Annotated in this window: 26 protein-coding genes; 3 read left to right on the top strand and 23 right to left on the bottom strand. The window is 41.1% G+C overall.

Annotated elements, in window-relative coordinates; all coding sequences use genetic code 11:
* Positions 1-102 precede the first annotated feature (102 nt).
* From fre to pepE, 3 genes are all read right to left on the bottom strand, one after another.
* Positions 103-804 (bottom strand): NAD(P)H-flavin reductase, encoded by a 702-nt coding sequence (gene fre, locus DD649_RS05650; protein ID WP_294104516.1) that lies wholly within the window; start codon positions 802-804, stop codon positions 103-105.
* 9 nt (positions 805-813) lie between these two features.
* Positions 814-2,286, bottom strand: a complete 1,473-nt coding sequence (gene ubiD / locus DD649_RS05655; protein WP_294104518.1) for a 4-hydroxy-3-polyprenylbenzoate decarboxylase — start codon at positions 2,284-2,286, stop codon at positions 814-816.
* A gap of 113 nt (positions 2,287-2,399) precedes the next feature.
* On the bottom strand, positions 2,400-3,125 hold the full coding sequence (gene pepE, locus DD649_RS05660; protein ID WP_294104520.1) for a dipeptidase PepE: 726 nt from the start codon (positions 3,123-3,125) through the stop codon (positions 2,400-2,402).
* 168 nt (positions 3,126-3,293) lie between these two features.
* Here pepE and rfaH point away from each other — a divergent pair, with 168 nt between their 5' ends.
* Positions 3,294-3,785 carry a transcription/translation regulatory transformer protein RfaH gene (gene rfaH, locus DD649_RS05665; protein ID WP_294104522.1) on the top strand — a complete coding sequence of 164 codons (492 nt, stop codon included), beginning with the start codon at positions 3,294-3,296 and terminating at the stop codon, positions 3,783-3,785.
* An 84-nt stretch (positions 3,786-3,869) separates the two neighbouring features.
* Here rfaH and tatC read toward each other — a convergent pair whose 3' ends face one another.
* From tatC to ltnD, 17 genes are all read right to left on the bottom strand, one after another.
* Positions 3,870-4,643, bottom strand: a complete 774-nt coding sequence (tatC, locus tag DD649_RS05670; protein WP_294104524.1) for a Sec-independent protein translocase subunit TatC — start codon at positions 4,641-4,643, stop codon at positions 3,870-3,872.
* Positions 4,644-4,646: 3 nt separating this feature from the next.
* Positions 4,647-5,219 (bottom strand): Sec-independent protein translocase protein TatB, encoded by a 573-nt coding sequence (gene tatB / locus DD649_RS05675; protein ID WP_294104525.1) that lies wholly within the window; start codon positions 5,217-5,219, stop codon positions 4,647-4,649.
* A gap of 3 nt (positions 5,220-5,222) precedes the next feature.
* A complete protein-coding gene (gene tatA / locus DD649_RS05680; RefSeq protein WP_294104527.1) occupies positions 5,223-5,510 on the bottom strand; it encodes a twin-arginine translocase TatA/TatE family subunit in 288 nt (95 codons plus the stop codon).
* 114 nt (positions 5,511-5,624) lie between these two features.
* Positions 5,625-7,259, bottom strand: coding sequence for a ubiquinone biosynthesis regulatory protein kinase UbiB (gene ubiB / locus DD649_RS05685; RefSeq protein WP_294104529.1), 1,635 nt, complete (start codon positions 7,257-7,259; stop codon positions 5,625-5,627).
* A complete protein-coding gene (locus DD649_RS05690) occupies positions 7,246-7,899 on the bottom strand; it encodes an SCP2 sterol-binding domain-containing protein (protein ID WP_336429474.1) in 654 nt (217 codons plus the stop codon). The genes ubiB and DD649_RS05690 overlap by 14 nt, the downstream gene beginning before the upstream one ends.
* A gap of 1 nt (position 7,900) precedes the next feature.
* Positions 7,901-8,656, bottom strand: coding sequence for a bifunctional demethylmenaquinone methyltransferase/2-methoxy-6-polyprenyl-1,4-benzoquinol methylase UbiE (gene ubiE, locus DD649_RS05695; RefSeq protein ID WP_294104532.1), 756 nt, complete (start codon positions 8,654-8,656; stop codon positions 7,901-7,903).
* A 75-nt stretch (positions 8,657-8,731) separates the two neighbouring features.
* Positions 8,732-10,087: a DNA recombination protein RmuC gene (gene rmuC / locus DD649_RS05700; RefSeq protein ID WP_294104535.1), complete on the bottom strand. Its 1,356-nt coding sequence runs from the start codon at positions 10,085-10,087 to the stop codon at positions 8,732-8,734.
* 107 nt (positions 10,088-10,194) lie between these two features.
* Positions 10,195-10,725, bottom strand: coding sequence for a DedA family protein (locus tag DD649_RS05705; RefSeq protein ID WP_294104537.1), 531 nt, complete (start codon positions 10,723-10,725; stop codon positions 10,195-10,197).
* 117 nt (positions 10,726-10,842) lie between these two features.
* Positions 10,843-11,625: a tyrosine-protein phosphatase gene (locus DD649_RS05710; protein WP_294104539.1), complete on the bottom strand. Its 783-nt coding sequence runs from the start codon at positions 11,623-11,625 to the stop codon at positions 10,843-10,845.
* Positions 11,626-11,949: 324 nt separating this feature from the next.
* The gene (gene udp, locus DD649_RS05715) at positions 11,950-12,705 is read right to left on the bottom strand and encodes a uridine phosphorylase (RefSeq protein WP_294104541.1); all 756 of its coding nucleotides are present in this window, start codon (positions 12,703-12,705) and stop codon (positions 11,950-11,952) included.
* Positions 12,706-12,966: 261 nt separating this feature from the next.
* Positions 12,967-14,343 (bottom strand): gluconate:H+ symporter, encoded by a 1,377-nt coding sequence (locus tag DD649_RS05720; RefSeq protein ID WP_336429478.1) that lies wholly within the window; start codon positions 14,341-14,343, stop codon positions 12,967-12,969.
* A 10-nt stretch (positions 14,344-14,353) separates the two neighbouring features.
* Positions 14,354-15,313, bottom strand: a complete 960-nt coding sequence (denD, locus tag DD649_RS05725; protein ID WP_294104545.1) for a D-erythronate dehydrogenase — start codon at positions 15,311-15,313, stop codon at positions 14,354-14,356.
* Between the two features lie 55 nt (positions 15,314-15,368).
* Positions 15,369-16,136 (bottom strand): DeoR/GlpR family DNA-binding transcription regulator, encoded by a 768-nt coding sequence (locus DD649_RS05730; protein ID WP_294104547.1) that lies wholly within the window; start codon positions 16,134-16,136, stop codon positions 15,369-15,371.
* Positions 16,137-16,148: 12 nt separating this feature from the next.
* The gene (gene otnI / locus DD649_RS05735) at positions 16,149-16,928 is read right to left on the bottom strand and encodes a 2-oxo-tetronate isomerase (protein ID WP_294104549.1); all 780 of its coding nucleotides are present in this window, start codon (positions 16,926-16,928) and stop codon (positions 16,149-16,151) included.
* Between the two features lie 10 nt (positions 16,929-16,938).
* The gene (locus DD649_RS05740; RefSeq protein ID WP_336429483.1) at positions 16,939-17,580 is read right to left on the bottom strand and encodes an aldolase; all 642 of its coding nucleotides are present in this window, start codon (positions 17,578-17,580) and stop codon (positions 16,939-16,941) included.
* Positions 17,573-18,850: a 3-oxo-tetronate kinase gene (gene otnK / locus DD649_RS05745; protein WP_336429485.1), complete on the bottom strand. Its 1,278-nt coding sequence runs from the start codon at positions 18,848-18,850 to the stop codon at positions 17,573-17,575. Before otnK ends, DD649_RS05740 begins: the two co-directional genes overlap by 8 nt.
* The gene (ltnD, locus tag DD649_RS05750; protein WP_336429487.1) at positions 18,847-19,755 is read right to left on the bottom strand and encodes an L-threonate dehydrogenase; all 909 of its coding nucleotides are present in this window, start codon (positions 19,753-19,755) and stop codon (positions 18,847-18,849) included. Before ltnD ends, otnK begins: the two co-directional genes overlap by 4 nt.
* A 384-nt stretch (positions 19,756-20,139) precedes the next feature.
* Here ltnD and DD649_RS05755 point away from each other — a divergent pair, with 384 nt between their 5' ends.
* A complete protein-coding gene (locus tag DD649_RS05755) occupies positions 20,140-20,529 on the top strand; it encodes a YidB family protein (protein ID WP_294104558.1) in 390 nt (129 codons plus the stop codon).
* A gap of 78 nt (positions 20,530-20,607) precedes the next feature.
* Here DD649_RS05755 and metE read toward each other — a convergent pair whose 3' ends face one another.
* Complete coding sequence (metE, locus tag DD649_RS05760; protein WP_294104560.1) at positions 20,608-22,881, bottom strand: 5-methyltetrahydropteroyltriglutamate--homocysteine S-methyltransferase; 2,274 nt, start codon at positions 22,879-22,881, stop codon at positions 20,608-20,610.
* Between the two features lie 108 nt (positions 22,882-22,989).
* On the opposite strand from metE, the gene metR reads away from it, so the two are divergent.
* Positions 22,990-23,946 (top strand): HTH-type transcriptional regulator MetR, encoded by a 957-nt coding sequence (metR, locus tag DD649_RS05765; protein WP_294104562.1) that lies wholly within the window; start codon positions 22,990-22,992, stop codon positions 23,944-23,946.
* Here metR and DD649_RS05770 read toward each other — a convergent pair.
* Together DD649_RS05770 and DD649_RS05775 are read right to left on the bottom strand one after the other, a co-directional pair.
* A complete protein-coding gene (locus DD649_RS05770) occupies positions 23,843-24,730 on the bottom strand; it encodes a carboxylate/amino acid/amine transporter (RefSeq protein ID WP_294104564.1) in 888 nt (295 codons plus the stop codon). The genes metR and DD649_RS05770 overlap by 104 nt on opposite strands.
* 55 nt (positions 24,731-24,785) lie before the next feature.
* Positions 24,786-26,435: a Na+/H+ antiporter gene (locus DD649_RS05775; protein ID WP_294104566.1), complete on the bottom strand. Its 1,650-nt coding sequence runs from the start codon at positions 26,433-26,435 to the stop codon at positions 24,786-24,788.
* Positions 26,436-26,509: the final 74 nt, after the last annotated feature.

Here is a 26,509-nt window from a genome sequence, read left to right on the forward strand (position 1 = left end):
TGTAGGTAGGCGGCAAATGAAGATATCTTGGGGAGCATACACAAGTATGTGACCCAAGGGGCTGAATGCAGCCAACAACCCTACAACTTGAAATATGACGGATTAAATGAATTCGTAAGCATCACCAAACAACTGCTCCGCCTTAGCCCCTCGCTCACTGCAAAAACGATCCCTTGCTATTTTAGCCATTTCAAAACGCCCTGCGATATAAATATCATGGGTGGATAAATCACCAAAATCTTCGAGTACTGCGCTAAGAACTGTTCCTGTTCTACCACGCCATAACTCATCAGGCTGCTCAACAATAGGAACAATTTTTAGATTAGGGTAGCCTTCGCAAAGCGCTTGTAACTCACCGAGATCATATAAATGCTCTAACTGGCGGCCACCCCAATAGAATGTAATATCACGAGATGGATTTTCTGCCAACGCGGCGAGTAGAACTGAATGGGTATAGGAAAATCCTGTTCCACCAGCAACTAAAATCATCGCATTTTGGCTATTTTCTCTAAACCATGCCTTTCCGTGAGGAATATCAATATCAATACGTTTTTGATCTAAGATTCGATCCATTACCGCCATGGCATAAAGATTTATATCTGAAGCACCTATATGTAACTCGATTGATTCTTTATTTGCTGGAGTGGAAGCCATTGAAAAAGGCCGTTTATCTCTTTCATCCATCACGACCATTAAATATTGGCCTGCTTTAAAATGAAAAGGACCATCTGGCAACAAAATAACCCGATAAACTGTATCCGTGATCGATTCGACAGATGTGACTTTGCAGCTCAAAGTTGCCATGGTTTCCTCTTATTTCTCAAAAATGTTCAATTGTTGCCAAATGTCATCAATACGAGACTTCACACTTTCTGTCATGACTATCGGACGACCCCACTCACGGTCAGTTTCTCCTGGCCATTTATTTGTCGCATCCAGCCCCATTTTCGATCCTAATCCTGAAACAGGTGACGCAAAATCAAGATAATCGATAGGCGTATTTTCCATCATAATCGTATCACGAGCGGGATCCATTCTGGTGGTTATTGCCCAGATAACATCTTTCCAGTCGCGCGCATTGATATCATCATCACAGACGATAACAAATTTAGTGTACATAAACTGACGTAGATAAGACCAAACCCCCATCATTACCCGTTTTGCATGTCCTGCATACTGTTTTTTCATTGTGACCACAGCAAGACGGTATGAACATCCTTCTGGTGGTAAATAAAAATCAACAATTTCGGGAAATTGCTTTTGTAAAATAGGCACTAACACTTCATTTAATGCTTCACCTAGCACTGCCGGTTCATCTGGTGGCCTACCAGTGTAAGTTGAATGATAAATAGCATCACGACGCTGGGTTACATGCGTTACAGTGAATACAGGAAAATTATCAATTTCATTATAGTATCCCGTATGGTCGCCATAAGGTCCTTCTGGCGCCATCTCCCCCTGTTCTATATAACCTTCGAGTATAATTTCAGCACCTGCTGGAACTTCAAGATCATTAGAAATACATTTTACCACTTCCGTTTTATTGCCACGCAACAAACCTGCAAATGCATATTCAGACAAGGTATCAGGAACTGGCGTCACTGCCGCTAAAATCGTTGCAGGATCAGCACCTAGTGCGACAGCCACAGGGAATTTTTCACCTGGATGTTGTTGGCACCACTCTTGGAAATCTAAAGCGCCGCCACGATGAGAAAGCCAACGCATGATTAATTTATTTTTACCCAGCACTTGTTGCCGATAAATACCTAAATTTTGCCTTTCTTTATGGGGCCCTTTGGTCACGGTTAATCCCCAAGTGATAAGAGGAGCCGCATCTTCTGGCCAGCAGTGCATCACTGGTATTTTAGTAAGGTCAACATCGTCGCCTACCCAAATTTGTTCCTGACAAGGTGCTGAACTTAAGCGTTTCGCTGGCATATTCAGCACTTGTTTGAATTTAGGTAGTTTATCAATCAGATCACGGAAACCTTTCGGAGGATCAGGTTCTTTTAGAAAAGCGAGTAATTTTCCGACATCATGGAGCGCTTTGATATCTTCTTGCCCCATGCCCATAGCCACACGTTTTGTAGTGCCAAATAGGTTACACAATACAGGCATATTGTAACCTTTAGGGTTTTCGAATAATAAGGCCGGTCCCCCCGCTCTTAGTGTGCGATCGGCGATCTCAGTCATTTCAAGATAAGGATCAACTTCCATCGTAATACGTTTTAGTTCGCCTTGCTTTTCAAGCTGCGCGATAAAATCTCTAAGGTCACGGTATTTCATTATCTTCTTTTACAATTACAGGGGGAGTCTCATTATAAGACCCCCGACCAAGGTTACAAGTTACTATCTAACGTGTTAAAAAAACAATCTCTTTTCTGGCGAAATATACCATTTTACTGGCAATCAAAAGGCACTAATTTTTTTAATGATAACGTATCTAATTGCTCAGGGAACGTCTTATTGTGTTGGAATAATTTAAAACCTTCTCCTTTACCACTAAAGTAATGAAGTTCATTACCTTTAATTTGTAATCCACTGCCTTCCCTTAGCGCGACAACAACTTCATGAGGATTAATCACACAAAATTCTTGTAACCTTTCATCACGAGTTTCACCCATATGCCCTGAAATATTAGCATCAATATAATGAGGGTTAATTTGCAATGGAAATAGTCCCAGAGATGGCATAATAGCGGCATTGCTAACAGGCATGTCATTCGTTGTACGAATGCTTGGTGTCGCAACGTTACAACCGGCACTCCATCCAATATAAGGAACACCACGCTCTCTTACAGCGCGTTGGATAGCAACAATCAAACCATTCTCATGCAAGCATTTATTTAACCACCAAGTATTACCACCGCTCACCAGAATACATTCTGCTTGCTCAATAGCTTCAACAGGACTTGAGAAGTTTTCAATCGAAGTCACTTTAATGCCAAGCGCTTCAGTCAATTGGTCTGCTCTTTCGTCATGGGAACCACGTAAAACAGCATAAGGAACTAATACTGCGCTCTTAATTTCCTTGCGTGCTATCATCTCTTTGATACGTGGTAATGCATAGCTTAACCATACTGGGTTGCCAGGAAGTTTGCCATTACTCAATAAAAAAATATCCATTATTTCTCCTAGATAACAAGTGTCTATATTATTTAACCCAACTTAGGTAAACTTTGAATTAGTCTATACTTATAGGTATGTAATCATATTGCGCTAGTGTTCATTAGTCACATTGTTATGCGTTAATTTGCTATCATAAGCATAATTTTGTTGGATGGAATTCAAAAAATGGAAAAATGGTATCTGCTTTATTGCAAACGCGGTCAAATCGATAGAGCTATCGATAATTTGAATAGGCAGAATGTCATCTGTATGACACCGATGACTGAAATGGAAAAAATGGTTAGAGGTAAGCGAACAAACGTAATCGAGGCACTTTTTCCAAACTACCTATTCGTTAAGTTCGATCATAATGAAATACATACTACAACGATTCAATCCACACGTGGAGTGAGCCACTTTGTTCGATTTGGTCTACTACCTACTGAAGTTCCCGAGGAAATTATTGAATTATTACAACAAGAACCGATAGCACATTCAATTGCACTCGATATTCCAAATCATGGGGATAGTGTGGTTATCACTGAAGGTGCTTTTACTGGTGTTAAAGCGATATTTGATGAACCTAATGGTGAGTCTCGCTCTATTTTGTTGCTCAACATATTAAATAAGAGCGTTGCCAAAATTATGGATAATACGCAATTTAAGAAAGAACTTTAGCGGCAAATAAACTTATACCTAATAAGCAAAAAGCCCATTTAATCAAATGAGCTTCTTGCAGGTATCGTTGATGAGAGTGCTATTTTAAGAACTCTCAGATCCTTCTTCTTCCTCTTCATCATCCCCGCGTTTTCTTCTATTTTTACCAACGTAAAAATTCGATAGCAAAACACCGAGTTCAAAGAGTAGATACATAGGAACCGCAAGTAGTGTCTGTGAAAGCACATCTGGTGGCGTCAAGAACATTCCCACGATAAATGCGCCAACGAGTATATATGGGCGTTTGCGTTTAAGTGATGCGGGCGTTGTAACACCTGTCCAACATAACAAGATAATCGCAATCGGTACCTCAAAAGCTGCACCAAATGCCATAAATAGCGTCATGACAAAACTGAGATATTTACTAATATCAGGAATGAAGTTAACACTCTCTGGCGTCGTTTTAACAAAAAAACCAAATGCGAGTGGAAACACAACAAAATAAGCGAATGCCATTCCAAGATAAAAAAGTAAACTACTTGAAATAAGTAGCGGTGACATTAATCTACGCTCATGTTTATATAACGCAGGCGCAATAAATGCCCAAATTTGATAAAGAATAACCGGTATCGAAACGAACACTGATACCATCATTGTTAGCTTGATTGGAGTAAAAAACGTAGATGCTACATCTGTCGCACTCATTTGAGAACCGACGGGTAACTTATCAATCAAAGGGGCTGCAACAAGCCGATAAATATCATTTGAAAAATAAGCCAATGCTGCAAATACGATTAAAACCGTAATCAAACAATTTAGTAGCCGTTTCCTAAGTTCAATCAGGTGGCTAATAAGTGGTTGTGTATCATTTACAGCCATGGGTTATTTTTCACTTTCAGTTTGATTGGAGTTTGTTACTTTAGCATCGCGCTGTAGGGTATTTTCATGCGTCGTAAGATCTCTCAACTCACCAACTTTAGAAGGGTCGGCTGTTGGCTCTTCAACGACAGAAGCCATTTTAGCGGCGTGTTCTGGATCGGGATCAGACTCTAATACTTGCGATGAATGGCCAGTAGCTGAAGCATCCTTCACCGCTGTATCGTAGCTTTCGGTTATCTCTTTTGCTTTATGCAATTCATCTTCGATATTATTCGTTGTTGCTTGATAACCACTTTTTAACGATTGAGCAGCCTGACGTAATTCATCCATCGATTGTTTTAGCTCAGGAGAAAGAGCTTCCATACCCGCTTTCTCCTCAACTTTTTTCAGAGTTTCTTGTAACTCTTGTAATTTTAGCTCTTGCGATAGCTCGTTTTGTACGTTGGCAGCCATTGAACGCATTGCACGGATCCACCCAGCGACAGTTCTTACTGCCACAGGTAAACGCTCAGGGCCTAATACAACAAGACCAATAACTGCAACGAGCAGTAGTTCAGTGAAGCCTATGTCAAACACGGATTATCCCTGCTCTTTATTTTTGCTCTCAACCGGACTATCTTTTTTCTCAGTAGTCTGTTGCTCAGTAATATTTTTAGTTGCAAAATCAGCGTCTTGCTTTTCTTGCTCTTCTTTTGCTTTAGCAGCTTCATCATCACTCATCGCTTTTTTAAATCCTTTGAGTGACTCACCTAAATCAGAACCTAGTGAACGCAATTTTTTAGTACCGAAAATTAGAACAATAAGCAGAGCAATAATAATAAGCTGCCAAGGACTACCGAATGCAGCCATTGCAATAGTTGATTCCATTGTTAATACCTCTATAGTTTTGAGACCAAATTGTTATTAGTTCTATTATATACAACCTGTTCTAAATACGGAAATCTTTACAGCTTTATAAACTTGTCACAAAACAAAGTTTACTTAGTTATCCCCTGACTTACACCAACCTATTAGCCACGATAACGCTCCGGCAGCCATAAACACTATAGCAATTCGAGTTAAGTCTGAAATAAAGAATAAACTACCGCAAAGAATGAATGTGGCACCTATTCCTAAAAGATATTGGGATTTACGTTGCTTACTACGCTGCCCCTTTAACTGTAGTGCTAACTGGTCAATATTGGACTGTAAAAATTTATGCTGTTTTAACGCCCCATAAATAAGATCGGGAATTTCCGGCATTTTTTCGGCCCAATAAGGCGCTTTTTCTTTTAAGGCCCGAGTGATTGCAGGTAGACCGACTTGACTATGAACCCAATCTTCTAAAAAGGGCTTAGCGGTTTTCCATAAATCAAGCTGTGGGTATAACTGGCGGCCTAGACCTTCAACATAAAGCAAGGTTTTCTGCAAGAGAACCAACTGAGGTTGAACTTCCATATTAAAGCGGCGCGCCGTATTAAATAAATTCAACAAAACGTGCCCAAATGAAATTTCAGCTAATGGCTTTTCGAAAATAGGCTCACAGACAGTGCGAATAGCAAATTCAAAATCTTCAACATTTGTATCTGGCGGAACCCAACCTGAATCAACGTGTAATTCAGCAACTTTACGATAATCACGGTTAAAGAAAGCAATAAAGTTTCCGGCTAAATAACGCTTATCTTCTTTATTAAGCGAGCCCATAATACCGCAGTCAATACCGATATAGAGAGGATCTTCAGGGTGTTCGTAACTAACAAAAATATTACCGGGATGCATGTCTGCGTGAAAGAAGCTATCACGAAACACTTGAGTGAAGAAAACTTTTACGCCTCTCTCAGCCAAAAGTTTCATGTTGGTACCCTGAGCGTTAAGCGCTGCCACATCAGAAACAGGAATACCGTAGATCCGCTCCATCACCATGACATTTTCACGGCAATAATCCGCATAAACCTCAGGAATATATAACATTGAGCTATTTTCAAAGTTACGTTTGAGCTGAATAGCATTGGCTGACTCACGTAAAAGATTAAGTTCATCGATCAATGTTTTTTCGTATTCGCGGACGACCTCTTTAGGACGTAAACGACGCCCATCAGGCAGTAAAGGCACCCAATTCGCAATGCGGTACATCAGCTTAATATCGGCTTTGATGATAGGCAAAATATCTGGACGAATAACTTTTAGTACGACATTTTTACCATTTTCTTTCAAAACCGCCGTATGCACTTGCGCAATAGAAGCAGACGCGAGTGCTTGCTCATCAAAATCATCAAACCACTGTTCTAAAGGACCGCCTAGCGATTTTTCTATGTAGCCACGAGCGAGCTTTCCATCAAAGCTTGCGACCTTATCTTGTAGTAATGATAGTTGGTCCGCAATCGTAGGCGGGAACAAGTCACGGCGAGTTGAGAGCATTTGACCGAATTTAATCCAAACAGGACCAAGCTCTTGCAATGCGAGACGAAGTCTTTCGCCAATATCTTTGTCTTTATGCTTATTTTTAATCCAAAAAAAGCCTAAACGACCAATTCTTAAAGGCAGTGTAAGCTTTATTTTAGGGATTAACTCATCTAATCCGTAAGAGAGGAAAACCCGAATAATAAGGTAAAGACGTTTTATCTCACCGGGTGTCATTACTCTCCTCCAATTGACGCAATCTTTGCTCTAATTCACTCATAGAACCTGAAATTTGCTCCACTTCATCACTAAAATAAGCGAGCTCTAATTGGCTAGGTGCCATTTTCCATTCTTCAATAAGCGTATCTTTAATATAAATTTTTTGGCGTTTAACTAAATGAGAAGCCAGACTGGCGCCTTTATGTAATACCTTACTGAGCCCTTCAGCCGCTACATCACCGATATAAGGAGATAAATAATGAGCTGGATTCCAAATAGCTAAATCTAATAAAGAGGACCAATGCTGAACAATCTGCATATCCCCTTCAATAACGATATCACCACGGTTAATTAACAGAGAAAGTTGCTGCTTATCTTTTAATTTAATTAAGGTAAACAATGATGTTTTGATCGTACAGTCGGCAGGCTCAGCCCATTGGCTTAAAACATCCACATGATTTTCTGCAAAAATTAATGTGATTGTTTTATTGAGTTCTTTTAACTCAATCGACATGACTTTACCCGCCAAACGCATTCTGGCGGGTCTCAAGACGGTTTCCTTAAATAGCATATGATTAAGCGAGGTTTCCATCAATGCTGTCATCAAAGAATACAAAACTGTATTTTGATTTTTGGTGTTTGCTGATGGTGCTTCCATCTTAGAATTTAAACCCTTTATGGAGTGCGACAATTCCACCCGTCATATTGTTATAAGAAACTTGCTCCAGCCCTGCATTTTCCATCATAGCTTTCAGTGTTTCTTGGTCTGGATGCATACGAATAGATTCAGCAAGATAACGATAACTTTCGGCATCACTGACAATCGCCTGACCAATACGAGGTAAAATATGGAATGAATAAGCATCATAAGCTTTATTCAAAGGCTCGAGAATCGGTTTGGAAAACTCAAGCACTAATAAACGTCCGCCTGGTTTCAATACTCGATACATTGAACGTAGCGCTTTATCTTTGTCAGTCACATTACGCAGACCAAAAGAAATTGTGATGCAATCAAAATAGTTGTCTGGGAATGGGAGTTCTTCAGCATTAGCTTGAACATAATTAACATTACCCACAATACCTAGGTCACGCAATTTTTCGCGGCCCATTTTCAACATGGAATCGTTGATATCAGCCAGAACGACTTCGCCTTTTTCACCCACTAATCGAGAGAATTTAGCAGTTAAGTCACCCGTTCCACCAGCAAGATCAAGAACACGTTGATTACGGCGAACACCACTTGCTTCGATGGTAAAACGTTTCCAAATACGATGAATACCAAAAGACATGAGATCATTCATCAAGTCATATTTTGATGCTACAGAGTGAAAAACATTCGCTACGAGGCCAGCTTTATCATCTTTGCCTACAGTACGGAAACCGAAATCAATGGTTTCTTTAGTTGGTTCAGTCATTTCTTTTATGCCTGCTTATCATTCAATCTTTTATAAGAAGTGTAACAGCCTTTAAGGTAAAACCCTACCAGAAGTCTATGATTGCGCACAATTCGATTGATCTGACTTCTCAACTAATTGTGGCTCGATAGGTTGTTTTATTTCTACCCCTAACGCTTTAAAACTTTCCGCCTGACTGATTAAATTTCCTCGCCCTTGTGCAAGACGTTTCATCGCTGACTGGTAAGTAATATTCGCTTTATCAAGACTGGAGCCTAAAACCTGCATGTCATCTACAAACAAACGCAGCTTATCGTACATTTTCGCTGCTTTTTCTGCTATTTCTTGTGCATTTTGACCTTGGCGTTCATAACGCCATATATTGTTAATTGTGCGCACTGCCACTAACAAAGTAGAAGGGCAAACTAACATGATATTCTGTTTTATACCTTCATCAAGTAATTCGGGCGCCTCTTTTAACGCAAGTAAGTACGCGGGCTCGATGGGGATAAACATGAGCACATAATCCAGCGAACGCACACCCGGCAGTTGATGATAATCCTTTCGACTCAATGAACGCATGTGGTTACGAATTGAGGCGACATGATTTTTAAGTGCCTGTTGCTGCTCATGAGGGTCTTCATTATTAAAATAATGTTCATAAGACACCAGCGACATCTTTGCATCAACAACAACATCTTTGCCTTCAGGCAAATGAATAATAACATCGGGTTGATAGCGGCTATTATAGCCTGTATTGATACTCACTTGGGTTTCAAATTCACTGCCTTCACGCAAGCCGGAAACTTCCAAGATACGGGTTAAAATTGTTTCTCCCCAATTACCTTGTATTTTATTGTCACCTTTTAGTGCGCGAGTTAAGTTAACTGCCTCTTTGGTCATGAGGTTATTAAGCTGTTGAAGCTGCCTAATTTCATAAGTTAACGTATGACGTTCTTTGGCTTCTTCACCAAAACTTTGTTGAACTTGTTGACGAAAACCATCTAGTTGTTCACGAAATGGAGATAACATCTGTAATAAACTTTTGTGCTGTTGCTCTGAAGCACGTCGTTCATTTTGTTCGAAAATGCGATTAGCTAAATTTTCAAATTGCGTTGTCAGCCGCTGTTCACTATTTTGTAAAATACGCTGTTTTTCTTCATTAGCTAACTGATTTTGCTCAAAACGCGTAATCGCTTCTCTTAATTCAGCTTCTTGCTCACGATTAATATCTCGCTGTGTTCTTAGCTCTTGATCTAGCCGGTCATACTCTTCTTTCCATTGCGCTAAATGAATTATTTTTTCATCACTCACCGCCATCTGACGGTTAGCATTTTGCAGTTCCTGATCTTTTTGCGTTATTTTTTGTGCAATAGAAAGCCAAGCAGCCAAGCCGCCAATTAAAATACCGCTTAGAACGCCAATAACCGCATACAAAAGAGAGGTATCCACAAGTTAAATCCTTACTTTACAAAGCCTAGTGTAAGGTAATGGGATACTGTATAAGTGTCCAGAGGTAATTTGACTTGCCACCCATATTTTGCGAGCAGCTTCGCAGCTTAACCAAACCAACTTGCAAACCAATGTAAACCTAGGGCTCCCGGAGCAAGGATACCGAATGCCCAAACCATCGCAGAAGTAATATTAGCTAATTGAAAATAACGTTGTGGCATCACACAAATTCCCGCCACTAAAGGAACAACAGCACGGAAAGGACCAAAGAAACGGCCGAAGAATACGCCCCAAATTCCCCAACGATCAAAGAAGCGTTGCCCTTTATCTATCATTTGCGGGTTGCGAGAAATAGGCCACATTTTACGGACATTATCTTTGTAGTGAAAACCGAACCAATATGAAAGCCAATCGCCAAAAAACGCGCCTAATGCCGCCGCTAGCCATAATGGCCAAAATACAATGCCACTTTCACCAATCAGAGCGCCTAGCGCCAATAAAATAACGGTTGCCGGTAACAACAAAGATAAGAAAGCGAGTGATTCACCAAATGCGAGAAAGAAAATGATAGGCAGAGCCCATATTTCATGTTCACGAGTAAAATCTGTCACAATCGTGACTATTTCATTGAGAGTCAAGGAAATCCCCTATCATGAGTTAATTCGTGAGTTCACTATTTAGAGTATGACATTCAAATAAATCAAGCTGCAACGAACGAGTAATAAATGTGGTTTCATTGCAGCTTGAATATATTGCTATTCGAGGAAATGATTTTGCAGCAGGTCACGACCTTTATTATCAAGACCAAAATCTTTTTCTAACCATTTATCGACATTACCATAGTGCGTCTCGATGCTTTTTAACGCAGTCTGTAAGAAATCTTCCCGCACTGAGTAAACATACTCAAATTTCTTCAATATGCTGTCACTCATTCTTTGTGCATGTTCTTCTAATAAAATTTTACGAAATGGTGCAAGCGTTTCGTTAGTCAGTAAATAATCTTCCATTACCGTATCTAAATCTGCGCCGAGTGCAAATAGAACTAACGCTGAGCCGACACCCGTTCTATCTTTACCCACAGCGCAATGCTGTACTATTCCGCCTTTTTCAGGTTGTTTTAGCATATTAACAAGTTGATGATAAGCGGGGTTATTCAATGGCAACAGTTCATATAAACGAAACATGAAAGCTTGGGGATCGAATTGGTCTAAAATCTCTGGCGTGAGCTTGTCTAAGTTTGCACTGACTTCTTTTGCTAATGGATTTGCGGGGGCATGGACATAATGCGCACCATCCCACACTAAATCTGGTTTATCACGAATTTCAGCGTCATCACGATAATCTAAAATTTGAAATAAATTTTGGGATTGTAAAATATGTTGATCTTCTGATGTTAAACGGTCTAAAGCACCTGACCTAAAAAGCTTTCCCGCTTTTATTTTATTACCATTTGATAATTTTTTTCCGCCCAAGTCGCGAAAATTGATCCCACCCTTTAAAGGGAGAACCGAAGGATGAAGATAAGGTGTTGTTGACATAATTATCCCTTTTATACCCACCATACCTCAAGTTACAGGGATGTAGACATCGCTTGAGTTCCTTTATCTGCATATTTTTCTGCATTTATCGGGATAACATGACTTAGCACTTGCCTGCTGCTTGAATGATGTTGGGCTCGAAATATTAATAGTTGTTATAAGACAATAACAGATTGATTGATTAAATGAATAAGAAAACTACCTGCAATTTACAGTAGATTGTAATAAATGATGAACAGAAGTGGTGAACAAAAAAGTAACTAAGCCCACCTACACTGTATTCACAACCGAGCGAAATACGTAAGTGGGCCAGTAAATGCGGAATTACAGCAGGCGGCGAGCGGCTTCAACCACAATGCTAAGTACATTGCCTTCTGTTTTTTTCAATAATGTTTCGTTAGGGATTTCTTGTTGAGTACGGTTAACAATAACACCTGCAACCATACCAGCACGTAAACCTTGGCTTGAACACATGGTTAACAGCGTTGCTGATTCCATTTCATAGTTCATTACGCCCATATCTTGCCACTCTTTCATTGAGCCTCTAAAGTGACGCATTACACGGCCACTGTAGGTATCATAGCGCTCTTGGCCTGGGTAGAAAGTATCTGAAGATGCCGTTACACCAACATGAACTGTCGCACCAGCGTCTTTCGCAGCAGCATACAGTGCGTTAGTACATGTAAAATCAGCAACAGCAGGATACTCGATCGGGGCAAAATGTTGACTAGCGCCATCTAAACGTACAGCACCTGTTGTGACTAATACATCACCTACATTGATATTTTCTTGAATTGCACCAGTTGTACCAATACGTAGGAAGGTACGAATACCGAGCTGAGCTAACTCTTCAACTGCGATTGATGTTGATGGGCCACCAATACCGGTTGAGCAGACGATGACAGCCTTGCCATCTAACTCACCACGCCAAGAGGTAAACTCACGTAATGACGCAAGATGTACAGGGTTATCCATTAGACGTGCTATTTTTTCAACACGGTTAGGGTCTCCAGGAACAATCGCAACAGTTGCACCCTGTAAGTCACTTTTCTTTAAACCTAAGTGGAAAACGTCGGACATATCAAACTCCTTGACTCAATGACATCATTAAATTGATTAATTCTTACTAATATAGCGATAAACATACACATATTTAGTGACCAATATCTACTTTAATGAATTCATAATCATATTGATTTCATTAAAATGAGATCCACATCACATTAACGCAGTAATATTGCTATAAGGATGCGTTCAGTATAGTTGAATGTGAATAATAATTGAAAAAAGTGCCAATAAAGGCACTTTTAATTAGTGGCATAAATAAAAAACTATTTACTATCAGAGAATTACATCGAGGATCAGAACACCAACAAGGCCTATCATCCAAGCGATTGTTGTTGGAATAGACCAAACCATAATCTGTTGTTTAACGTCCTTAATCCCCATCATTCTGTTCACAACCCAATAAAGGCTGTCGTTAAAGTAACCGAAGAACAGAGACCCCATTGTTGCCGCTTGCGCCGCAACCAATAAGTTAATATCAGGTATCTGACTAATGATTGGCGCTGAAATTGATGCAGCGGTGATCATTGCGACAGTACCGGAACCTTGAATTAAACGTACTAACGTCGCGATAATAAAAGGAATTAAAACGGGTGTAATTGGCAAGCTTGCCACATGCCCCGCTAAGATATTACCAGTTCCACTATCACGTAATACCGCCCCTAACGCCCCACCCGCACCGGTGACTAACAAAATGATACCCGCCGCTTGCAAACCTTCTTCCATGCGATCGATAACTTCTTCTTTCGTCGATTTTGGCATCAATGTGTAAACTGAAATCAGCACACTAATAGACAGCGCGATGATAGGCGCACCTAGAAATTCAAATGTTTGAAAGTACCAATTGTCATTCATCCCTAGGAATGTGTCTATCTTTAGTAATAATCCATTGATAGCATTAATAAAGATCAACAAGATCGGAGTAGCTATTGGCAATAAAGATAAAAATAGGCTTGGTAGCGGTTTATTGGCTTTCTCTTCCATATAACGCGCATGGATATCATGTAAATCACCGCTTTCTAAATCAGCAGGGACAAATTCAGGATATTTAACTGCTAACCATTTTGCATATAAAACGATACCGATAACACAAGGCACAGCCAGTGCCATACCCGCTAAGATCATCGCACCAATATCAACGCCAAAAATACCTGCAACACCCAAAGGACCTGGTGTTGGTGGAACGGAGTGATGCGTTACAACTAACCCACCCGCTAAGGCAACACCAAGCGTTAACAAGTTGCGCTTGCCATTTTTTGCGAGCGCTTTTGCTAATGGATATAAGATAACGAAAGCAGAATCAACAAAGATTGGAATACTGACAATATAGCCGGTAATTGCCAGTGCCCATTCTTCACGTTTGTTACCTAACCATTTAATAAAACTAAATGCTATCCGTTCAGCTGCGCCCGAAACTTCGAGCACCCTTCCCATCATGACCCCAAGCCCGATAACAATACCAATGCTACCGAGTGTTGAACCAAATCCCTTGGTAATAATAGTCACAGTTTCTGCTGCTGTTAAACCACCAGAAATACCGGCAATAGTGGCAGCAATAAGCATGGCTAATAGCGCATGAACACGAGTTCTTAATACTAAAAAAATTAGTACAAAAATGGCTACAGCAAGACCAATAACAGGAATATAGGACATCGTTTATCTCCTACTTGGCGCGGCCGTGATGAGTGATAAACGAATGAATCGCATCACTAAATGAGCCATCGGCACGAAAACCTAAGTTCAATGCACGGCTAATATCAAATTTTCCTGGCCAACTAGCGACAATGCGGTTAATCGCATCATCAGGCTCAAAACGAATAAGATTGACGGTTTCTTGTCCTGCAACATCACGTAATGAATCAATCATTTCCTGCACAGTGACCGTAATACCCGGTAAATTAACAATACGTGATTGACCAAATTTCTCAGCCGGTACATTCACCGCATGAATGAAATTGCTGACTACTGTTTCAGGGCTAGATAGCCATAACGCAAGATCAGGTGAAACTGGGCAAACACTTTCGATTCCATTTAATGGCTCGCGAATAATACCGCTAGCAAATGATGAAGCCGCTTTATTGGGTACCCCAGGACGAATGCTGATTGTTGGCAAGCGCATGACGCGGCCATCAACGAAACCTTTACGTGAATAGTCGTTAACCATCAATTCACACATAGCTTTTTGTGCGCCATAAGAAGACTGTGGATTAACTACGCACAGGTCGGTGATGACATCCGGTAATTGGCCACCAAATACCGCAAGTGAGCTAGTGAAAATGAATTTTATGGCTGAATTTTTAGCTTTTACGGCTTCCAATAATTGGCGAGTGGATTCAAAATTCACTTTCATGCCTAAATCGAAATCGCTTTCTGCATGGCTACTGACGATAGCTGCTAGGTGAAATATAACGTCTGTTTGCGCATCAATTAGCGTATCTGCAGCGCCTTGTTGCGTTAAATCTAAAGCAACACAACTCACTCTCGAATCTTCAATAGGTGATGTAGGGCATTGAATATCCGCTAAAATAAGTTGTTTAAAATTTAAGCCCTGACGATTTTTAAGCAAAGCAGTGGCTAGCTGCTGGCCTAAAAAGCCAGCGCCACCGGTAATAATAACTTTCATTGTAATTCTCCTGAAATAACCTATTGCAGGCTATTCGCTTCTAGGTAAGATGTTTTTATGTTTTGATTAAATGAAGTTTTATGTTTTGTTCTGTTATCCGCTGCACTGCATCACTTGGTAACTGATCATCACAGATAATGTCGTGCAATTGATTCAAAGGGCAAACACGGAACATGCCATATTTGCCAAATTTGCTGCTGTCAGAGACCAACACGCAGCGCCGAGCTACATCGAGTAATGTCTGTTTTATTTGAACTTTTTCTTCATGGGGTGTTGAAACACCATGGAGCAAGTCCCATGAACTGGTACTGATAAAAGCTACATCAACATTGAGTGTTTGCAACATCATGGCGGCGGTATTACCAACACATGAATGATTGCGTTTATCAACCTGACCACCTGTGTGGTACAAATTGAGTTGTGATTTATTCATCAAATACTGCATGATAGAAAAATCATTTGTCACGATCGTTAAGTTAAAACGTTCACCCAGCACGCGGGCAATCTCAAATGTTGTGGTACCTGCATCGAGATAAATAACTTGCCCATCTTCAACCAACGAATTCGCAAACTGACCTATTTCACGCTTACTACGGTGATGAAGGCGCGCCTTTTCACTCCAAGGTAATTCTTGGCGTAACACGTCATTCAACCGAACACCACCACTAATCCCGACAACCTTCCCTTCCTCTTCTAACATGCGAATATCACGTCGCACCGTCATATGAGATACATTCATTAAATCAACTAGGTCATTAATAGACACAGTTTGGTACTCATGTACGTAACGATAAATAAAATCACGACGCTCTGAAGGGATCATAGGTTCTCCGATTTATGACTGAGCTTGTTTTAACCAGTCCAAGCCCGCTTCCGTACAACCTGCTGGATGATATTCACATCCAAGCCAACCTTCATAACCCATTTCATCTAATTTCTTGAAAATCCATGGAAAGTTAACTTCACCGCTGTCGGGTTCGTGGCGTTCTGGAACTGAAGCAATCTGAATATGACTAAATTTACCCCATAAACGCTCAATTGTTTTCACTAAATCACCTTCCATGATCTGGCAGTGATACAAATCCAATTGAATAAAAACATTTTTGCGATCAATAAGTGGTAATAGCGCTTCAGCTTGTTTTTGTGTTGTCAGAAAATAACCAGGCATATCACGCGTATTGATAGGCTCAATAAGTACTCGAATGCCATGCGGTGCCATCACATCGGCGGCATACTGAATGTTTTTAATAAAACAGGCCTTTTGTTGTTCAGCAGTGAATTTCGTATCCACCTTGCCAGCCATGGCATGAACCTGCTTACATCCTAAGGCATTCGCATATTTCAGGGCGGTGAATACCCCTTGCGCAAATTCATCTTCACGCCCAGGAATTGATGCCATACCACGCTCACCCGCAGTCCAATTTCCCGCAGGCATATTAAATAAGACCTGAGTTAAATGATGTTTTTGTAATTCGAACGCAATCGAATCGGCATCTTCTTCATAAGGAAAAAGATACTCAACCCCACTAAAGCCGGCCTGAGCTGCACGCTCAAAACGTTGTATAAACGGTACTTCGTTAAACATCATGCTGAGATTTGCTGCAAATTTAGCCATCTCTTGCTCCTCATTTCTGTGGATAACGACTTTCGAGCTCTTGAACTTGCTCTTGCGTTAATGTAGTGAAGCCATGTGGCCGCAGCGTGATATATAAACGTGCGGTATCTTCTAGCTCTTCCGCATTGAAAAAAGCTTGCCTGAGTGTTTTACCACCAACCACTGGACCATGATTTGATAACAATACCGCGTTATGATTTGGCGCTAATCGGGCAATTTCTTCACCAATCCGGTCATCCCCTGGGGGTAAATATTCAATCAACGGTAATTTACCCACCCGCATCACATAATAAGGTGTAATCGGAGGTAAACAGTTAGTGCTATCTAACCCCGGCAGGCACGAAAGTGCAGTCAACCAAGGTGAATGTAAATGAACAACAGCTTGGCAATCAGGGCGTTGTAGATACATTGCCATGTGCATCGAAACTTCTTTTGTGGGTTTATCACCACCTATCCAGTTGCCTTGTGCATCTAATTTACTCAATCGATTCGGGTCTAAATCACCAAAGCTTGAGTTTGTTGGCGTGACAATAATGCTGCCATCCGCTAATCGCGCACTAATATTTCCTGCACCACCGCTACTATAACCACGGTTAAACATCGACTTTGCCCAGTCGGCTAATTCTTGGCGCAACGCCTTTTCATCACTCATTAAACATCTCCTGTGCAAACTGGAAGAAATTCTCCTGACCGAAATTGCCAGATTTCAGTGCCAACCAGTTACCGCTTGCCAAATCTTGAACCCACGGCACTCCCGGTGCAATTGGGGCTCCAATGCTTAACTGCTCAGTTCCTAAGCTCTGCACAACTTTCCCTGAAGTTTCGCCACCAGCAATAATAAAAGTGTTATATCCCTGAGCTTGTAATAATTTCACAACTTCACCAAATACGTTTTCCACGGCCAAACTTGATTGTGATGCGCCATATTTTTGTTGAATTTGCTTTAATAACTCGGGGGGCTGTGTTGCATATAACAACGGTGCCAAGCTCGTCACTTGCTGTTCTTGTACCCATTTAGCTAATGACTGCGCGTAATGAGGATTATCCAAACACTCGCCAACATCTAGTGCTTTCGCTGGCGCAATTTGTTGATAACTTTGAACTTGAACATTAGTCATAACAGAACAACTACCGGATAAAATGACTGTTTTTCGTCCAACAGCAGCAGGTTTATTACCATGACCGGCATCTTTTCCCCATGGGCTCTGGCTGTCGACATTTGCTAAAGCCGCACCTAAACCTGAACCTCCGGTGAGCAATGGCATGTTTTGAACCGCTTTAGCAATAGGCAATAAGTCATCCATAGTGAGAGCGTCGATTACTGCGTAACTAACACCTTGTAAAGCTAAACTGGTGAGTTGCAAGGTTATGGCATCACAACCTTGCTGAACATCAGCAAGCTTAATCAATCCTGCTTTACCTCGTGATTGTTTCTCCATAACGCGTAATAAATTCGCATCTGTCATTGGAGTCACAGGGTGGTGCTGCATTCCGCTTTCATTTAAAAGCTGACCATTTACGAATAAGTGACCATGAACTACTGTTCTTCCGTTAACAGGCAATGCAGGGCAAACTAGTGTTAAATCAGTTTTTAAGTACTTCATTAATGCATCAGTCACAGGGCCAATATTGCCTTTTTCGGTCGAATCAAAGGTCGAGCAATATTTAAAGAAAATTTGCTGGCACTGTGCTTGTTGCTTTAACCAATGACATGCATTCATTGAAGCCTGACAAGCTTCATCAGCAGAACAAGACCGACTCTTTAAACTAATAACAATGGCATCAACATCTTGTGGTACAACGGTATTTTCATTGGGTTCATTTAGTAACTGAACCACACGCCAACCGTTTTGTACCATGAAACCTGCAATATCTGTCGCACCAGTAAAATCATCAGCGATTACACCTAATTTCACAGTCATGCTTTATTCTCCGGTAAAGAAATACCTTTAAAGGTTTTAATCACTGCGCTGTCGTCTTGATGGCCAAAACCTTCATTACTTGCCGCAATAAACATTTGATGAGCGGTAGCAGCGAGTGGTAATGGAAAATTTAGTGCCTTGCCCGTTTCCATCACTAAACCGAGGTCTTTAACAAAAATATCAACCGATGATTTTGGCGTATAATCGCCCTCAAGCACATGCTGCATACGGTTTTCAAACATCCATGAATTACCAGCAGCATGAGTAACAATGTCATACATTACATCGAGCTTAATACCCGCTTTAGCGGCCAGAGCCATGCTTTCTGCGGCAACGGCTATATGAACGCCAGCTAATAATTGATGAATTGTTTTCACCGTCGAACCTAAGCCCACATCATCTCCAATACGGTATAAACGCTCAGAGATTGCATTAAAGACTTTAGTTAGCCGTTCAAATAATTCAGGCGCTCCCGATGCCATTACGGTTAATTTGCCATCGGCAGCTTTAATCGCACCGCCCGATATTGGAGCATCGACAAGTAATAGTTGATAAGCTGCAAGACGTCGGGCTATTTGCTTGGTTTGTTCTGCGGATAATGTGCTGTGCAAAACAATGATCGTTTCTGGTTTAAGAGCTTCAACCAATGGTTTTTCACCATCAAATAAAATCGCGTTAACTTGTCGTCCATTAACTACAACCATTAATACAGCATCGAGCTGTTGTGCGAATTCCACCGCATTTTGCCCGACATCCTTTGCGCCATAATCAAGTAAGGTTTGGCAAGCAGCTTGGTTTAAATCAAATCCATAGGTAGGAATATTATTTTTTATGAGTGACTGAGCGATTCCCATCCCCATAGAACCTAGGCCAATAACGCCAACATTCTTAACGAAATTTCCCATAATGATCCCTGATGTTGTTAATCTTTGTTATTGATGTGAATTTTCACATAACAAATTTAACAAACACATGACGATCATCACATTATAGATAATATAAAAAACGACCAATTAATTTGTAATTAATTGTTTTTATTTATAAATTACATAAACATGAATCATAAAATCATTCACACAATAGTGTGATAAAAAATGTGAAGCACAATGTGCCCGTTTGATTTGTCTACAATCAGGGTAAAATCTCTTCATATAACATTTAGTTAGCAGCGAAAACTTTATTTTGATTGACGCCTCGTTCAAATTGCTGACAATAACCGACTACTTATTTTTTGAAAATGCCCTATTCCATAGAGGTAGTGGCGATAAATTTATCAACAAGGAGTTTCAATGGGTTTGTTCGAACAACTAATAACGATGGTCGCCGGTGATAAAATGCAGCAGTTCCAATCTGTTATTGGATGGATTGAAAAGCAAGGTGGTCTTAATGGCGTTATTGATAAGTTTAACCAACAAGGGTTAAATGACGTAATAGCATCATGGATCAGCGAAAATGCGAATTTACCTATCGATGTCAATCAGCTAGTGCAAGTTTTTGGTAATTTAGATATCCAAGAATTGGCTCAGAACGTCGGCCTTGATACGCAAGAAACGACTGAATTAGTTGCGAAATACTTACCAAAACTGGTTGATAAAGCCACTCCAAATGGTGTCTTACCCGAAGAGGTTGATCTCGGTTCTGTTGGTATGGATATGCTTAAAGCTAAGCTATTTGGTTAAGTTATAGACTTTGTTTTTATTGCAACAAAAAGGCAGGAAATCCCCTGCCTTCTATTGATGATATTTATCGATTGATTGTTATTGTTCGCTGCGTAATTTTTTCGCTGCTTCAACCATGTTCGCGAGCGCTTGGCGGGTTTCTGGCCAGCCACGGGTTTTTAATCCACAATCTGGGTTAACCCATAAACGTTCGACAGGAACACGTTTCTCTGCTTTTCTCAGTAAAGCAACGATCCATTCTACACTCGGTACGTTTGGTGAGTGAATATCATACACACCCGGACCAATTTCATTTGGGTAATGGAAATCTTCAAATGCATCCAGCAAATCCATATCTGAACGTGATGTTTCGATAGTGATCACATCCGCATCTAGCGCAGCAATTGAATCCATGATGTCATTGAACTCGCAATAACACATGTGGGTGTGGATCTGAGTATCATCTTGCGCAATCGCTGCACTTAATTTAAAGGCATCAACTGCCCATTTCAAATAATCTGCCCACTCATCTCTGCGCAATGGTAACCCTTCACGCAATGCAGGTTCATCAATTTGGATAATCCCGATACCCGCTTTTTGTAAATCATCCACTTCATCGCGCAATGCTAATGCAATCTGCTTCGCGATAGTTTCACGGCTAACATCTTCGCGAGGGAATGACCAACATAATATTGTCACAGGTCCTGTTAGCATGCCCTTGACTGGTTTTTCTGTTAGAGACTGAGCATATTTGGCCCATTCGACTGTAATCGCTTCTGGACGACTAATATCACCAATAATCACTGGCGGTTTTACACAGCGGGAACCATAGCTTTGTACCCAACCATTTTGTGTAAAAACGTAACCATCAAAGTGCTCACCAAAATACTCAACCATGTCATTACGTTCAGCTTCACCATGCACTAACACATCGATATCAAGTAATTCTTGCTCTTTAATCGCCTGCTTAATATGTTCACTAATATTGGTACGATAATGGGTTTTATCGACATTACCCTTTTTAAAATCAAGGCGTAACGTTCTAATTTCGCTCGTTTGAGGGAATGAACCTATGGTTGTTGTTGGCCACAAGGGTAAATTAAAACGAGCGCGTTGACGTTCGGCACGACTTTCATAAGGACTATTACGCTCAGCATCTCCTTCACGAATAGCCGCTAAACGCTGGGTAACCGCTGCATTATTCACACGAGTTGATGTTTTACGAGCACGAATTGGTGCGCTGTATTGTTCAAGTTCAGCAATATGTGTTTCATTTGGTTGATTCAGCGCTTTCGTCAGTAATGCAAGCTCTTCACATTTTTGCAGTGCAAATGCAAACCAGCTTTTCACTTCTGCATCTAAACGTGTCTCATCATTCAAATCTATTGGACTGTGCAATAATGAGCAAGATGAACCAATCCACAATGCACGTTTGCTCAGTAGTGGCTTAACGCGCAAGAATTTTTCACCTAAATCCCCTTTCCACACATTGCGACCATTGATAATGCCGAGTGATAGCACCCAATCAGCAGGAAGTGACTGATGCAGGGTTTCAATATCATCCGTCCCCCCCACAACATCAACATGTAGACCTTGAACTGGTAGTTGCTTAATTAAATCAAGGTGATGACTAATGCCATCAAAATAAGTAGTCAGTAATAATTTGGTTTTTCCTGACAATGCTTGATATGCGTGTTGATATGCTTGTTGCCATTCAGTCGGTAAATCCAATACCAGTGCTGGCTCATCGATTTGCACCCATTCAATGCCTTTTTGCGCTAAACGCGAAAGCACTTCCTGATACACCGGTAATAATTCATTCAATAACGATAAGCGGTCGAATGCTTCACCTTTAACTTTACCTAGCCAAAGGTAGGTAATTGGGCCGATTAATACAGGTTTTACCTTGTGCCCTAACGCTAGCGCTTCATCCACTTCATCAAACAATTGGGTCCAAGACAGTGAAAATTTTTGCCCTTTTTGAAATTCAGGCACAATGTAATGATAGTTAGTATTAAACCATTTGGTCATTTCGCCTGCTGCCGCAGGTTTACCTGTTGGAGCGCGACCACGCGCCACTCGAAACAGTGTGTCTAAATCAATTGAGCCATCTTCATTTTGATGACGAGGTGGTACGTTGCCCAGTAACAAGCTGGTGGTTAACACTTGATCGTACCAAGCAAAATCACCGACAGGCAGTAGCTCAACGCCAGCATCTTTTTGCTGTTGCCAATGGCGAACACGTAACGCATAACCCGTTTCTAAAAGAGCAGTTTGGTCAATCTTGCCTGCCCAATAATCTTCTTGCGCACGTTTTAGTTCTCTTTTCAGACCGACACGTGGAAAACCAAGTGTATGATTTATAACAGACATATTGACCCCTTAAAATATTTAGCCGTCTAGATGTTTACACATCTATAATCAACAGGTACTGTATAAAGCACAAGCGCAAATTATTCATTGTCACCGTGAAGGTTTCTCATGATCGAATTAAAACATTTAAAAACATTGCAAGCGCTCAGCCAACACGGCTCATTAGCCACTACGGCTACGCATTTGCATCAGACTCAGTCTGCTCTATCGCATCAATTTAGCGATCTTGAACATCGTTTAGGCTTTAAGCTATTTGTTCGTAAAAGCCAGCCATTACGATTTACACCTCAAGGGGAAGTGTTATTACAACTTGCACAACAAGTGCTACCCATGGTGAGGGATGCCATCCGAGTTTGTAATGAACCTGGTGTTTGTGCTTTACGCATCGCGATTGAGTGCCATAGTTGTATTCAGTGGTTAACCCCTGCATTACAACAATTCAGACAAACTTGGCCTCAAGTGAACGTGGAATTTAAATCAGGCGTCACCTTTGACCCTCAACCTGAATTACTTTCAAGAGAGCTAGATTTAGTGATGACATCCGATATCCTTGCAGATCAAGGTCTACACTATACTCCGCTGTTTGATTACGAAGTGAAGTTAGTCGTTTCAAACGAGAGCCCTTTAGCCAAAAAACCGATTATTGAACCTCATGATTTAGCAGATGAAACGTTACTGATTTATCCGGTACAGCGTCATCGTTTTGATGTATGGCGTCATTTTTTACAGCCCGCAGGCGTTTCACCTAATGTAAAAACTGTCGATAATACGTTGATTTTGATTCAGATGGTGGCTGCGAAAATGGGTATTGCCGCATTACCACATTGGGCCGTTGATTCTTTTGAGAAGCAAGGGTTGGTTAAGACGAAAACCTTAGGTAGTGGTTTATGGAGCCGACTGTACGCTGCATGTCGGGAAGGAGAACAGCGTCAGCCAGCTATTGAAGCATTTACCCAAACAGCTATTGGGCACGCCGTGGATAATCTTTCTTATGTGAAGCCGGTGAAAGGATCCAATGTCTATGCACCCATAGAGACGCAATTATCAGGCTCGACCCAATGGTAAAACTCAGCCAATCCGGGTGTTGTTGCCAGATAGCAAAGTTAACTAATAAACCAGCTGGAACCATCATGTTATTCATTATAGCAAGGGTTCCGGCATCCACCTTGGTTGCCCCGTAATTCCACATGAAATAACCCATACCGGATGCAGCCACACCCAGCCACAACAATACTCCCCACTGCACATTGGTAGTCGGCATCATTGATTTATTACCAAACAGCAGCCAACCAATCAGTGCAACCAATGTTGCGCCAAGATAAAACCATGAGAACGCTTGATGCTGCGGTATTGGATGAATTTCCATTAAACGCTTGTAACCAACTTGCCCGATAGCAAAAAAGATATTCGCCAACTGCACAAATAATAGACCTAACCAAAACGATTCGCTCAGATGATCATAGCGAATAATGGCGGCGCCAATCACGGCTAAAAGAGAACTAAATAAATAACCTTTACGTAAGGGCTGACGTTCCAATAAGTCATAAATTAAGGTGACATATAACGGTGTGAGAACGGTAAAGAGTAAAAACTCTGCAACAGTAAGGTATTGATAAGCATGAAAAACAAATAGATACATCACGCCAAGCTGACATGCGCCAACGAGCATATACAACATGATGACTTTAGCACTGAAATTGCGCCAACGTAGGAATGGAAGGAAAACCAATGCAGCTAAAGACACGCGAATTAAAACAGAAAACCAGCTATCAACCTGCCCTGCTAAATATTCACCAATTAGGCTAAAAGACGCTGCCCATAGCAGCGTCGTAATGACGAGTAACCACATTTTTTCAATAATCTCTCAAACAATAATTGTTGAGTAGAATACTCGGTTTTTAGTCTTAATGCTCTTTTTCGATCAGCACTGCTTCTAATAAATCGAGATCAATTAACAATGTCTGTAACGTTTCATTGCTTATCTTACGTGTTGCACGTAAGTGGTATAATTCACCACGTTCAGCACGCAAAGCGGTTAATCGAAAGCGTCTTTCAAGCTCTTCAATCTGTAAATTACGATCAATTTCATCTTGGCCTGCGGTTCGACGCCGTAAATGGCCCGTTACCCTTGAAGCCACTTCAATAATATCCTCAGAATCGAGTTGCTCCTCAACATCCGCAGACAAACGTTCTTCCATCTTATTTAAACTCACAATCGCCACTTCTGCCATTGCCGCTTTTGCCATCCGTATTTCATTAATGTCCGCTTCTTTATCGCCGACCTTGAAATTACGCAATAGCAATGGCAGTGCAATAACACCAGCAAAAATGGATAATAAGATCACCCCTGCGGCAATGAATACCAGTTGATAACGCGCAGGGAACGGTGACCCATCAGTTAAAAATAACGGAATGGAGAGCACACCCGCTAAGGTAATTGCGCCTCGAACCCCCGCAAATGAGGCTAAACAAAGCTCACGAAAGGTATAATTAGCGAACTGTAGTGGTTTTTTCTTCAAAAATAAATGGCTGAACTTTTTCATCAACCATAACCAACAAAAACGTAATAGCAACAGAGCAAAATAAATCACAATGACAGCCGTAAAGAGCATCCAAGTTTCAACGCTTGGATCAAGCTCGGCTTGAATAACTGAGGTTTCCCAAATACCCGGCAGCTGTAGCCCTAACATAATGAAGACTAAACCGTTAAAGACAAACTCAAGCATTCCCCAAACACTATCGGCACGCAAACGCATTGCCAATGGCGCATTACGCATCACGCCAGATTTAGTGATAGTCATACCCGCCGCCACTGCGGCTAAAATACCGGAGAAACCAATGTGTTCCGCTATCATATAAGAGGCAAATGGTAACAATAACATGAACACAATTTGCGTTGCAGGATCGTCACCACTCCAACGGCTCATGAGTCGTAATGATTTACTGTACACCCAAGTCACCGCGATACCTGATAACAAACCACCGATTGCAACGATGAAAAATTCAATAGTCACGCCAGAAACGCTAAAGACCATGGTGCCCATTGCGATGGCAACGGCAAATTTTAATGCCACAAGACCTGAAGCGTCATTCATTAACGCCTCTCCCTCAAGAACACTCATCATTCTTTTTGGGATGCGTCCTTTGCCCACAATTGAAGATAATGCCACCGCATCCGTTGGGGATAAAACCGCCGCTAATGCAAATGCCACGACTAATGGAATACCTGGCAGTAACCAATAAATTAAGTAGCCAATTCCCACTACAGTCACTAATACTAAAACGAGTACAAGAATGAAAATCTCACGCCCATTTTGGAAAAACTCACGCGTTGGCGTTTTCCAGCCATCAACGAATAATAACGGCGGAATTAATAACACCATGAAAAGTTCGGGATCAAACGTGACATGCAGCCCGAATTGAGGCCATGCAAGCAAAGCACCGATAGCAATTTGAATTAAAGGCAGAGGGATACGGATAGGGATGACTTTTGTCACCACACCGGAAACAGAGACTGCTAAGATCAAGATAAGAATGGTAAAGAAAATTTCCATGTTGCCCTTACTATTTGACAAAACGACGATAGACTAATTGCCTGCCGCCGCATAGTAAGAGATAGCACCGCTCA

Origin of the sequence: Providencia sp., from assembly GCF_003533305.1 — a bacterium.
Lineage (GTDB): Bacteria > Pseudomonadota > Gammaproteobacteria > Enterobacterales > Enterobacteriaceae > Providencia.

Bases quoted from the DNA above. Each gene is read 5' to 3' on its own strand.
- ubiD (WP_294104518.1), bottom strand. From the start codon at position 2,286: ATGAAATACCGTGACCTTAGAGATTTTATCGCGCAGCTTGAAAAGCAA.
- udp (WP_294104541.1), bottom strand. From the start codon at position 12,705: ATGTCCGACGTTTTCCACTTAGGTTTAAAGAAAAGTGACTTACAGGGT.
- DD649_RS05720 (WP_336429478.1), bottom strand. From the start codon at position 14,343: ATGTCCTATATTCCTGTTATTGGTCTTGCTGTAGCCATTTTTGTACTA.
- fre (WP_294104516.1), bottom strand. From the start codon at position 804: ATGGCAACTTTGAGCTGCAAAGTCACATCTGTCGAATCGATCACGGAT.
- denD (WP_294104545.1), bottom strand. From the start codon at position 15,313: ATGAAAGTTATTATTACCGGTGGCGCTGGCTTTTTAGGCCAGCAGCTA.
- DD649_RS05740 (WP_336429483.1), bottom strand. From the start codon at position 17,580: ATGAGTGATGAAAAGGCGTTGCGCCAAGAATTAGCCGACTGGGCAAAG.
- pepE (WP_294104520.1), bottom strand. From the start codon at position 3,125: ATGGATATTTTTTTATTGAGTAATGGCAAACTTCCTGGCAACCCAGTA.
- DD649_RS05770 (WP_294104564.1), bottom strand. From the start codon at position 24,730: ATGTGGTTACTCGTCATTACGACGCTGCTATGGGCAGCGTCTTTTAGC.
- ltnD (WP_336429487.1), bottom strand. From the start codon at position 19,755: ATGGGAAATTTCGTTAAGAATGTTGGCGTTATTGGCCTAGGTTCTATG.
- metR (WP_294104562.1), top strand. From the start codon at position 22,990: ATGATCGAATTAAAACATTTAAAAACATTGCAAGCGCTCAGCCAACAC.
- otnK (WP_336429485.1), bottom strand. From the start codon at position 18,850: ATGACTGTGAAATTAGGTGTAATCGCTGATGATTTTACTGGTGCGACA.
- tatC (WP_294104524.1), bottom strand. From the start codon at position 4,643: ATGGCTGTAAATGATACACAACCACTTATTAGCCACCTGATTGAACTT.
- DD649_RS05755 (WP_294104558.1), top strand. From the start codon at position 20,140: ATGGGTTTGTTCGAACAACTAATAACGATGGTCGCCGGTGATAAAATG.
- DD649_RS05690 (WP_336429474.1), bottom strand. From the start codon at position 7,899: ATGGAAGCACCATCAGCAAACACCAAAAATCAAAATACAGTTTTGTAT.
- tatA (WP_294104527.1), bottom strand. From the start codon at position 5,510: ATGGAATCAACTATTGCAATGGCTGCATTCGGTAGTCCTTGGCAGCTT.
- otnI (WP_294104549.1), bottom strand. From the start codon at position 16,928: ATGGCTAAATTTGCAGCAAATCTCAGCATGATGTTTAACGAAGTACCG.
- metE (WP_294104560.1), bottom strand. From the start codon at position 22,881: ATGTCTGTTATAAATCATACACTTGGTTTTCCACGTGTCGGTCTGAAA.
- DD649_RS05710 (WP_294104539.1), bottom strand. From the start codon at position 11,625: ATGTCAACAACACCTTATCTTCATCCTTCGGTTCTCCCTTTAAAGGGT.
- ubiB (WP_294104529.1), bottom strand. From the start codon at position 7,259: ATGACACCCGGTGAGATAAAACGTCTTTACCTTATTATTCGGGTTTTC.
- DD649_RS05775 (WP_294104566.1), bottom strand. From the start codon at position 26,435: ATGGAAATTTTCTTTACCATTCTTATCTTGATCTTAGCAGTCTCTGTT.
- ubiE (WP_294104532.1), bottom strand. From the start codon at position 8,656: ATGACTGAACCAACTAAAGAAACCATTGATTTCGGTTTCCGTACTGTA.
- rfaH (WP_294104522.1), top strand. From the start codon at position 3,294: ATGGAAAAATGGTATCTGCTTTATTGCAAACGCGGTCAAATCGATAGA.
- DD649_RS05730 (WP_294104547.1), bottom strand. From the start codon at position 16,136: ATGATCCCTTCAGAGCGTCGTGATTTTATTTATCGTTACGTACATGAG.